Origin of the sequence: Rhizobium sp. BK512 (assembly GCF_014194915.1) — a bacterium.
In the GTDB taxonomy this organism is placed as follows: Bacteria; Pseudomonadota; Alphaproteobacteria; order Rhizobiales; family Rhizobiaceae; genus Rhizobium.
The window spans coordinates 161,587-170,990 of the sequence record NZ_JACIAS010000007.1; the positions used below are offsets into that span (position 1 = coordinate 161,587).

General features: G+C 59.5%; 11 protein-coding genes. 9 read left to right on the forward strand and 2 right to left on the reverse strand.

Going from position 1 to position 9,404, the window contains the following annotated elements:
- The first annotated feature begins 33 nt into the window (after positions 1-33).
- On the forward strand, positions 34-1,059 hold the full coding sequence (locus FHX06_RS24160) for an ABC transporter permease (RefSeq protein ID WP_029869141.1): 1,026 nt from the start codon (positions 34-36) through the stop codon (positions 1,057-1,059).
- 53 nt (positions 1,060-1,112) lie between these two features.
- Here FHX06_RS24160 and FHX06_RS24165 read toward each other — a convergent pair whose 3' ends face one another.
- Positions 1,113-1,664, reverse strand: a complete 552-nt coding sequence (locus tag FHX06_RS24165) for an NUDIX hydrolase (RefSeq protein WP_113209775.1) — start codon at positions 1,662-1,664, stop codon at positions 1,113-1,115.
- Positions 1,665-1,874: 210 nt separating this feature from the next.
- Between FHX06_RS24165 and FHX06_RS24170 the strand changes: the two genes are divergently transcribed.
- The 8 genes from FHX06_RS24170 (at position 1,875) to FHX06_RS24205 (ending at position 8,863) form a co-directional block, all read left to right on the forward strand.
- Positions 1,875-2,933: a dipeptidase gene (locus FHX06_RS24170; RefSeq protein WP_113209774.1), complete on the forward strand. Its 1,059-nt coding sequence runs from the start codon at positions 1,875-1,877 to the stop codon at positions 2,931-2,933.
- A 44-nt stretch (positions 2,934-2,977) separates the two neighbouring features.
- Positions 2,978-4,618, forward strand: a complete 1,641-nt coding sequence (locus FHX06_RS24175) for an ABC transporter substrate-binding protein (protein WP_113209773.1) — start codon at positions 2,978-2,980, stop codon at positions 4,616-4,618.
- 21 nt (positions 4,619-4,639) lie between these two features.
- Positions 4,640-5,707 carry an ABC transporter permease gene (locus FHX06_RS24180; protein WP_113209772.1) on the forward strand — a complete coding sequence of 356 codons (1,068 nt, stop codon included), beginning with the start codon at positions 4,640-4,642 and terminating at the stop codon, positions 5,705-5,707.
- Positions 5,704-6,639 carry an ABC transporter permease gene (locus tag FHX06_RS24185; RefSeq protein WP_112970731.1) on the forward strand — a complete coding sequence of 312 codons (936 nt, stop codon included), beginning with the start codon at positions 5,704-5,706 and terminating at the stop codon, positions 6,637-6,639. Before FHX06_RS24180 ends, FHX06_RS24185 begins: the two co-directional genes overlap by 4 nt.
- Entirely contained in the window at positions 6,636-7,469 is an 834-nt protein-coding gene (locus FHX06_RS24190) for an ABC transporter ATP-binding protein (protein WP_112970732.1), read from the forward strand. The genes FHX06_RS24185 and FHX06_RS24190 overlap by 4 nt, the downstream gene beginning before the upstream one ends.
- Positions 7,466-8,215 carry an ABC transporter ATP-binding protein gene (locus tag FHX06_RS24195; protein WP_112545021.1) on the forward strand — a complete coding sequence of 250 codons (750 nt, stop codon included), beginning with the start codon at positions 7,466-7,468 and terminating at the stop codon, positions 8,213-8,215. The genes FHX06_RS24190 and FHX06_RS24195 overlap by 4 nt, the downstream gene beginning before the upstream one ends.
- A 162-nt stretch (positions 8,216-8,377) precedes the next feature.
- Positions 8,378-8,566 carry a hypothetical protein gene (locus FHX06_RS24200; RefSeq protein ID WP_112544859.1) on the forward strand — a complete coding sequence of 63 codons (189 nt, stop codon included), beginning with the start codon at positions 8,378-8,380 and terminating at the stop codon, positions 8,564-8,566.
- A gap of 132 nt (positions 8,567-8,698) precedes the next feature.
- The gene (locus FHX06_RS24205; protein ID WP_167669464.1) at positions 8,699-8,863 is read left to right on the forward strand and encodes a hypothetical protein; all 165 of its coding nucleotides are present in this window, start codon (positions 8,699-8,701) and stop codon (positions 8,861-8,863) included.
- 78 nt (positions 8,864-8,941) lie between these two features.
- Here the strand turns inward: FHX06_RS24205 and FHX06_RS24210 are convergent, their stop codons facing one another.
- Positions 8,942-9,202 carry a hypothetical protein gene (locus FHX06_RS24210; RefSeq protein WP_162738443.1) on the reverse strand — a complete coding sequence of 87 codons (261 nt, stop codon included), beginning with the start codon at positions 9,200-9,202 and terminating at the stop codon, positions 8,942-8,944.
- Positions 9,203-9,404 lie beyond the last annotated feature (202 nt).

The window sequence follows — 9,404 nt, forward strand, 5'->3', positions numbered from 1 at the left end:
CGCGTGACAACGATCGCCAAAGGGAGGTTTGACATGACTATCAAGGCAGCAGAGGGCACAGCGCCCCTCGCAACCCGGCCGAGACGGCGGCGTGTGCCGCCGGAACTCAGCATCTTCCTCGTGCTGGTCGGTATTGCGCTCGTTTATGAAATTCTCGGCTGGATCTTCATCGGCCAGAGCTTTCTTCTGAACTCGCAGCGCCTGACGATCATGATCCTGCAGGTCTCCGTCATCGGCATCATCGCTGTCGGCGTCACCCAGGTGATCATCACCGGCGGCATCGATCTTTCGTCGGGCTCGGTCGTCGGCATGACGGCGATGATCGCAACCAGCTTCGCCCAGTCCTCTACCTGGGGACGAGCTGTCTTCCCCTCGCTGACCGACCTGCCCGCTCTCGTGCCGATCATGATCGGCCTGCTGATCGGGTCGGCTGCCGGTCTCATAAACGGCGCGCTCATCGCCTATACGAAGATCCCTCCCTTCATCGCAACGCTTGGCATGTTCGTTTCGGCGAGAGGCGTGGCGAAGTGGTATACGAAGGGGCAGCCGGTTTCCGGGATCACCGAGCAATTCCACTTCATCGGAACTAAGGCGTGGCCCGTCGTCGTTTTTCTGGTTGTTGCGCTGATCTTTCACATTGCGCTGCGCTACACCCGCTACGGCAAGTTCACATACGCCATCGGTGCGAACCCGCAGGCCGCGCGCGTCTCGGGCATCAATATCGAGGCGCATCTCGTCAAGGTTTATGTGATTGCGGGATTGCTTGCCGGTCTTGCCGGCATCGTTACGGCGGCTCGCGCTGAAACCGCCCAAGCCAGCATGGGTGTCGGATATGAACTCGACGCGATTGCCGCGACCGTCATCGGCGGCACTTCGCTCACCGGCGGCGTCGGACGCATCACTGGCACCGTCATCGGCACCGTCATTCTCGGCGTCATGACGTCAGGCTTCACCTTTCTTAGGATCGACGCTTACTACCAGGAAATCGTCAAGGGCGTCATCATCATCGCGGCCGTCGTTATCGACGTCTACAGGCAGAAGAAACGAACCAAGCACTGAACCGGGAAAAGGGGGCTTCGGCCCCCTTCACTGTTTATGGAGAATGGCTGTGGTCACAACGAAGGATCCAGGGCTCCGGATATCTTCAGATGGTGCACGAGTTTCTGGCGATCCCCCAAAATCATCTCGGGAGGAATATCGGCCGGAAAGAAGAGATCGATTTCCAATCCCTCGGCGAGAGCGTCATCTGTCGGTCCAGGCAGTTGTCTTTCAGCTATGCGCGCTTCGAAGACCGCAAGCAGGAAGCCGAAGGTTTCGCCTTTCGGTGAAATAAACTTTTTTCGCTCGAGTTCGATCAGATCCACGCGATCCAGGGACACGCCAATCTCCTCCGATATCTCGCGGCGAAACGCGACCGAAAAATCCTCGCCTTCTTCGACCGTTCCACCCGGCAGGGACCAGCCCGCGTGCATGCCGCTTCTCTTCGCGAGGACGATTTGACCGCTGGCATTGTAGATGATGCCGATCGCCCCGCCCCGCGCCCGACGGGAAAAGTGCTTGTGTTTCTGTGCCTCAAAATCAGCTTCCGGTAGGGGCTGATCAGCCGCCGTCAGCCTGGCATTCGGGTATTGTCGAGTAAGCGCGTGGAAAATTTCCTCACTCATGAAGTTCTTTCAGATCATTGGCAGAAAGACCGTCTGCGGTGATTGAGGCTGCGGATCGCAGCATGCAAGGTATCTGCGGCGCCGCCCTTTTGCATCGCAAAATTGCATGGTTTCCACATTGCGCATTTGTAAAAAAAGAGGTGGCGCTTTCTGTCAGCTTTTCTATTGTTGCCGCTTCGGTCCGCCCGTTCGGGCAGTGCAGGAAAGCAGATGCAACTCGTATTCGACGGTCATAACGACGTTCTCCTTCGACTCTGGTCCCATGCGAAAGACGGAAGCGATCCGGTCGCGGAATTCGCAAACGGTACGACGGCAGGCCATATAGATGCCATCAGGTCAAAGGCTGGCGGTCTGGCGGGTGGCCTTTGTGCCATTTACGTTCCATCGGGCGATCTCGTGTTTGCCGATCCTGATGTGAACGGCCACTATGCGACGCCGCTTGCTGCTCCCCTCGACCCGCTGCCCTCGCTTGCCATAGCCACGGAGATGGCGGCGATTGCGCTCAGGCTCGACCGTGCCGGCGCCTGGCGGCTCTGCCGAACGGTGAAAGATATCCGCAAGGCGATGGCATCGGGCATTTTTGCCGCTGTCCTGCATATCGAGGGCTGTGAAGCAATCGGCGCCGATCTCGCTGCTCTGGATGTTTTTTATGCCGCCGGGTTGCGTTCGCTCGGCCCGGTGTGGAGCCGGCACAATATCTTTGGGCATGGCGTGCCCTTTGCCTTCCCGAGCTCGCCGGATACGGCGCCGGGTTTGACGGAAGCCGGCTTCGCGCTGGTGCGCGAGTGCAACCGTCTCGGAATCATGATCGATCTTGCCCATATCACCGAGAAGGGTTTCTGGGATGTGGCGGAGACGAGCGACCAGCCGCTCGTCGCCAGCCATTCCAACGCCCATGCGCTGACACCGGTCGCCCGCAACCTCACCGACAGGCAGCTCGACGCGATCCGTGAGCGTCGCGGTCTTGTCGGTGTGAACTATGCGACGGCGATGCTTCGTCCGGATGGCCGCTCCGATGCCGATACGCCGCTTTCCGACATGATCCGCCATATCGATTACCTCGTGAACCGGGTCGGGATCGATTGCGTGGCGCTCGGTTCGGACTTTGACGGTGCTACCATTCCGGAAGAAATCGGTGATGCCTCGGGCAACCAGAGGCTGATTGCCGCTCTCCGGCAAGCTGGCTATGGTGCGGAGGACTTGACCAAAATGGCCAGCGAAAACTGGCTTCGCATTCTGGCCTCGGCGTGGAGGGAAGAGGACGCCTGAGACCAAATAATACTTAGTAATCAATCAAAACAGGGGAACAAACCATGATGATTACCAAACTGAACCGCAGCTTCCGCCTTCTTTCCGCAGGGGCGGCACTTTCGCTCCTGATGGTAGCAGCGCCTGCTGCCTTCGCAGAGACGCCGAAGGACACGCTCGTCGAAGGTTTTGCCATCGACGACATCATCTCGATGGATCCGGGCGAGGCTTTCGAGCTTTCGACGGCCGAGGTTACCAGCAACACCTATAGCCTGCTCGTTCGTCTCGACATGAACGACACCTCGAAGATCAAGGGTGACCTCGCCGATAGCTGGACGGTTTCCGATGACGGCCTGACCTACACCTTCAAACTGAAGCCGGACCTGAAGTTTGCGTCCGGCAATCCGATCACCGCCGAAGACGTTGCCTGGTCCTTCGAGCGCGCCGTGAAACTCGACAAGAGCCCGGCCTTCATTCTCACCCAATTCGGCTTGACCGGCGACAACGTCACCGAGAAGGCCAAGGCTGTCGACCCGACCACCTTCACCTTCACTGTCGACAAGGCCTACGCGCCGAGTTTCGTGCTGAACTGCCTGACCGCAACGGTTGCTTCCGTCGTCGACAAGAAGCTGGTGGTGGACCATGTGAAACCGGTCACGGTCGATGCCGACCACAAGTACGACAACGATTTCGGCAATGACTGGCTGAAGACAAATTATGCCGGCTCGGGCGCTTACAAACTGCGTGAGTGGCGCGCCAACGAAGTTGTCGTCATGGAGCGCAACGACAATTATTATGGCGAGAAGGCGAAGCTTAACCGCGTCATCTATCGCTACATGAAGGAAAGCTCGGCGCAGCGCCTGGCGCTCGAGGCCGGTGATATCGATATCGCCCGCAACCTCGAGCCCAATGATCTCGACGCTGTTGCCAAGAACGCAGATCTGGCGACGACCAATGCGCCGAAGAGCACCGTCTATTACGTCAGCCTCAACAGCAAGAACGAGAACCTGAAGAAGCCTGAGGTCCAGGAAGCCTTCAAGTATCTCGTCGACTATGACGCGATCGGTGCGACCCTCATCAAGGGCATCGGCGAAATCCACCAGACCTTCCTGCCGACCGGCCAACTTGGCGCATTGAACGAGAACCCTTACAAGCTCGACGTTGCCAAGGCGAAGGAACTGCTTGCCAAGGCCGGCCTGCCGGACGGTTTCTCGGTCACCATGGACGTGCGCAACACGCAGCCGGTCACCGGTATTGCCGAATCCATGCAGCAGACGCTCGCCCAGGCCGGCGTGAAGATGGAGATCATCCCCGGCGACGGCAAGCAGACGCTGACGAAGTACCGCGCCCGCACGCACGACATGTATATCGGCCAGTGGGGCTCGGACTATTTCGACCCGAACTCCAACGCCGATACCTTCACCTCCAATCCGGACAATTCCGACGCGGGCACGGTGAAGACCCTTGCATGGCGCAATACCTGGGAAGCGCCCGAGCTTGACAAGGAAACCAAGGCTGCCCTGCTCGAACGTGACGCCGCCAAACGCGCCGGCATGTACGAGGACGTGCAGAAGAAGTTTCTCGCCAACAGCCCCTTCGTCATCATCTTCCAGCAGATCGAAGTGGCCGGCTATCGCAAGAGCCTCAAGGACTTCAAGTTGGGTCCAAGCTTCGATACCAACTATGTAGGCCCGATCTCGAAGTGATGAGCCGGTCAGGCTGATCCAGTGAGTATTGTCGAAACAAGACAGGAGGTGCGGCCCCGCAAGGGCCGTGCACTCTCCTTCGCAAAGGCGTTGGGGCGTTTCCTCTTCGCCGCAGTCACCACCTATCTCGGCCTTCTGGCCGTCACCTTCTTCATCGGCCGCGTCGTGCCGATCGATCCCGTGCTCGCCATACTCGGCGATCGCGCGCCGACCCATGTCGTGGAGCGCGTTCGCCGCGAGATGGGATTTGACCTGCCGCTTTACGAGCAGTTCTACATCTATCTGAAAGGCATTCTCTCCGGGGATTTCGGCAATTCCGTGCTGACGACCAATCCGGTCATGGTCGATATCCGCCGCGTTTTCCCCGCTACGCTGGAGCTTGCGACCGTCGGCACGATCATCGGTTCGGTCATCGGTGTCCCGCTTGGCGTACTCGCTGCCGTGCGCCGCGGCAGCATTGTCGACCAAATCGTGCGCGTCATCGGGCTTGTCGGATATTCGGTGCCGATCTTCTGGCTGGCGCTGATCTCGCTCGTCGTCTTTTATGCGCAGCTGCGCTGGGTAGCGTTCCCTGGTCGCATCGACATCGTCTACGAATACAGCTTCACCCCGGTTACCGGCTTCTACCTTCTCGACAGCGCCTGGCAGGGCCAATGGGATGTCTTCTACGACGTCTTCCGTCACATCATCCTGCCGGCCTCGCTGCTCGGTTATTTCTCGCTCGCCTATATCAGCCGTATGACCCGCAGCTTCATGCTGAACGAGCTGTCGCAGGAATATGTGGTGGCGGCCCGCGCGAAGGGGCTTTCGGAAACGCGGGTGATCTGGGGCCATGCGCTGAGGAATGCGGCGGTGCCACTCGTGACCGTCATCGCGCTTTCCTATGCAGGCCTGCTTGAGGGCTCGGTGCTGACGGAGACGGTCTTTTCCTGGCCCGGGATCGGCTTCTACATCACCAACTCGCTGCAGAGCGCAGATATGAACGCCGTGCTTGGCGGCACGATCGTCATCGGCACGGTTTTTGTCGGCATCAATCTCATTTCCGATCTTCTCTATCGGATACTCGACCCGAGGACGCGAAACCGATGACGGTTCCGACCACGCCTTCCACGCCGATCAGCCGCCGCGAGTGGCTTCTGTCCGATCGACCGCAGTCGCGCACGCAGGCCCGGCTCGGCCGCGCCTATGTTACCTGGCGGCAGTTCACCGCCAACCGGCTCGCCGTCGTCGGTCTGCTCATCATCTTGGCGCTGCTGCTTGTCGCTGCTTTTGCCGATGTCATCGCCACGCATAATCCGGTCATGGGGGACTTGAAAAATGCCCGCCTGCTGCCGCCCGGCAGCGCCGGTTATCTGCTCGGTACCGACGACCAGGGTCGCGATATCTTTTCGCGCCTCGTCTACGGCTCCAGGCTGACGCTGCTCGTCGTCGTGCTGGTCGCCATCATTTCCGCGCCGATCGGACTCATCGTCGGTACGGTATCGGGTTATGCGGGCGGATGGGTGGATGCGACGCTGATGCGCATCACCGATATCTTCCTTGCCTTTCCGAAGCTCGTGCTGGCGCTCGCCTTCGTCGCGGCCCTCGGGCCTGGCATCCAGAACGCCATCATCGCGATCGCCATCACCTCCTGGCCCCCTTATGCGCGTATCGCCCGCGCCGAGACCCTGACCGTGCGGCGGTCCGACTATATTTCGGCGGTCAAGCTGATGGGCGCCTCGCCCCTGCGCATCATTGTGCGGCACATCATGCCGCTCTGCATCTCCTCGCTGATCGTGCGCGTTACGCTCGACATGGCCGGCATCATCCTGACGGCGGCCGGCCTTGGTTTCCTCGGCCTTGGCGCTCAGCCGCCGCTGCCGGAATGGGGCGCGATGATTGCTTCCGGCCGCCGCTTCATCCTCGACCAATGGTGGGTCGCGGCCATGCCCGGCATCGCCATCCTCGTCGTCAGCCTCGGCTTCAATCTCCTGGGTGACGGCCTGCGCGATGCGCTCGATCCGAAGGAGGCCGGGCAATGAGTTCGCTTCTAACCGTGAAAAACCTGCGCGTCAGCTACCCGACCCGGACTGGCGTCATCGAAGCCGTGCGTGGTGTCTCCTTCACACTCGGCAAGGAGCGGCTGGGCATCGTCGGCGAATCCGGCTCCGGCAAGTCGCAGACTGGCCGCGCCATCATGGGCCTGACGCCGAAGCACGGTGTCGTCACGGCCGACACACTGGATTTCAGCGGCATGGATCTGCTGAAGGCATCGGCGGCCGAACGGCGCAAGCTGCGCGGCAAACGTATCGCGATGATCCTGCAGGATCCGAAATATTCGCTCGATCCGGTCATGACCATCGGCAAGCAGATTTGCGAAACCCTGCGCACGCATGAGAGGATCGGCAGAGGCGAGGCGCGAGACCGTGCGCTCGACATGCTGGAAGCGGTGCAGATCCGCGATCCCCAACGCGTCTTCGATTTGTATCCCCATGAGGTTTCGGGCGGCATGGGTCAGCGCGCAATGATCGCGATGATGCTGATCGCCGGGCCGGAACTCCTGATCGCCGACGAGCCTACCTCGGCCCTCGACGTAACAGTCCAGCTCGATGTCCTGAGGATCATGGACCGGCTGGTGTCCGAGCGTGGCATGGGATTGATTTTCGTCTCTCACGACCTGAGGCTCGTTTCCTCCTTCTGCGACCGCGTCATCGTTATGTATGCTGGCCGCATTGTCGAAGAGATAGCCGCATCCGAGCTTCGCAATGCGAAGCATCCCTATACGCAGGGCTTGTTGAACTGCATGCCGCAGATCGGTGAAGATCGGCATCCGCTGCCGGTCCTTGACCGTAAGCCGGAGTGGGCAGCATGAGTACAGCGCTGTCTGCAGACCATCTCGGTGTCGTCTATGACCATTTCCATGCGTTGAAAGACGTGAGCGTTTCCATCGAGAGCGGCGAATCCTTTGGCCTCGTCGGTGAGTCCGGCTCGGGCAAGTCGACGCTGCTGCGCGCGGTCGCCGGGCTTGCGCCGGTCAGCGAGGGAACGATCCACATCCATGGCGAGGTGCTTAAAGGCTCGAAGCGAAGCAGAAGCTTCTACCGAGGCGTCCAGATGGTCTTTCAGGATCCCTATGGCTCGCTGCATCCCCGCCAGACCGTCGACCGGCTGCTTCTTGAGCCGCTCGCCATCCACGGTATCGGCGACGGCGAGAAGCGCATTGCCAGGGCGCTCGACGAGGTCGGGCTCGGCAACGGTTTTCGCTTCCGCTACCCACATCAGCTTTCCGGAGGCCAGCGGCAGCGCGTGGCGATCGCCCGCGCCCTGATCGTCGAGCCGTCGATCCTGCTGCTCGATGAGCCGACGTCGGCGCTCGACGCCTCCGTCCAAGCCGAAGTCCTCAACCTTCTGGAACAGATCCGCCGTGACAGGAAACTGACCTTCGTCATGGTCAGCCACGATCTCGGGGTCATCACCCACATGTGCGAGAGGCTTGCCGTGATGCGCGGCGGCGCTGTTGTTGAACGGCTGACATCGGCCGAACTTGCCGCCGGGAGCGTTCACGAGGAGTACACGCGAAATTTGATGATCGCGAGCAAGGGTTTCGTGAAGGCTTGAAGTCCAATGTTTTCAAGCCTTTGAAAAACTTCGCACGGCATCGGCGTTAAGGATAATGTTTTCCTAAAACACGACCATTCGACTAGACTATTGACAGCTGCCTTGGTTCTGTCATGATCCCGTTAACGACCGTTAGCTTTCGTGATCGATGGAGGTTGAGGCATGTTCTTTCTCGGTGGGATGACCATGGGTTACCTCGATCCTCCGGTTAAGGCCGAGCGGAGGGATACCTCCTCTGTGACCATCCCGGCGGAAAAGGATCGCCGGTTGATCGAAACGTCCCCCAATGCACCCCAGAGCGATGGCGCCGTCGAGCGCTCCTGGATCTGGGCATGGCGCACGCTGTGCTGAGTTGACGCCTGGGTGGATTTTCTCTTCCGTCTGCTCTGGACGGAATTTTATCTCTACCTACCTTATAGGGAATATAAGAATATAAATGCGAGCCAGCAATTCGGCCGCAATACAAACAGACGGAGGCGACACATGGCAAATCTGGGTATTTCGCATACTCACGTGAACCAGTACGGATCCGTACCGGCGAAGAAGCCGGTCACCACGCGGCACAGAATCCAGACCGCGATCCATGCAACACTTTTCACGGCGGCTTTCCTTTTCGTCGTCGCCATGGTTTGCGGCGTCGTCGGCTGATGCCGGCACGTCCTCGAGCGCCACTCTGATGGTGCTCGTCTGATCGAGCATATGTCCGTCCGGAACAATTAGGATACATCAGCATTCTCCTGACACTTCGGTGTTCATAGGAGAATGGTCATGAAAGGCATCCTGCTGTGGTTGCTCGGTATTCCGATCCCCATCATCATCCTTCTTTACCTGTTCCACGCAGTCTAGCCCATTGCCGAAAGTAGGCGTGGGGCGCGGATCGCGCCGGGAACGCCGCGCAGGCGCATGGATATGTCCATGCGCCTTTTTCATGCCGACGGCGGAAAGCGCGAGATGGTCACTGCCTTGAATTATTTTGATCGTGTCCAAGTTTCCCCAGTGGCTTCGCAGGGGCGTCGGATAGCCATGACCATCCGCAAAGTCATGCCATGGAGCCGGACGATTTATCGCCGAAAAGTGTGCGAACCGTCTGATGATCCTGCTTTTGCCGGCCGTCGAAGATGACTGACCCGTTCATGCGACAGTCATCGCAAGCAGTGCAGACCTAGCCAAAATCGCAGAGTTGTTTGGA

Bases quoted from the DNA above. Each gene is read 5' to 3' on its own strand.
- FHX06_RS24190 (WP_112970732.1), top strand. From the start codon at position 6,636: ATGAGTTCGCTTCTAACCGTGAAAAACCTGCGCGTCAGCTACCCGACC.
- FHX06_RS24185 (WP_112970731.1), top strand. From the start codon at position 5,704: ATGACGGTTCCGACCACGCCTTCCACGCCGATCAGCCGCCGCGAGTGG.
- FHX06_RS24160 (WP_029869141.1), top strand. From the start codon at position 34: ATGACTATCAAGGCAGCAGAGGGCACAGCGCCCCTCGCAACCCGGCCG.
- FHX06_RS24195 (WP_112545021.1), top strand. From the start codon at position 7,466: ATGAGTACAGCGCTGTCTGCAGACCATCTCGGTGTCGTCTATGACCAT.
- FHX06_RS24170 (WP_113209774.1), top strand. From the start codon at position 1,875: ATGCAACTCGTATTCGACGGTCATAACGACGTTCTCCTTCGACTCTGG.
- FHX06_RS24175 (WP_113209773.1), top strand. From the start codon at position 2,978: ATGATGATTACCAAACTGAACCGCAGCTTCCGCCTTCTTTCCGCAGGG.
- FHX06_RS24205 (WP_167669464.1), top strand. From the start codon at position 8,699: ATGGCAAATCTGGGTATTTCGCATACTCACGTGAACCAGTACGGATCC.
- FHX06_RS24165 (WP_113209775.1), bottom strand. From the start codon at position 1,664: ATGAGTGAGGAAATTTTCCACGCGCTTACTCGACAATACCCGAATGCC.
- FHX06_RS24200 (WP_112544859.1), top strand. From the start codon at position 8,378: ATGTTCTTTCTCGGTGGGATGACCATGGGTTACCTCGATCCTCCGGTT.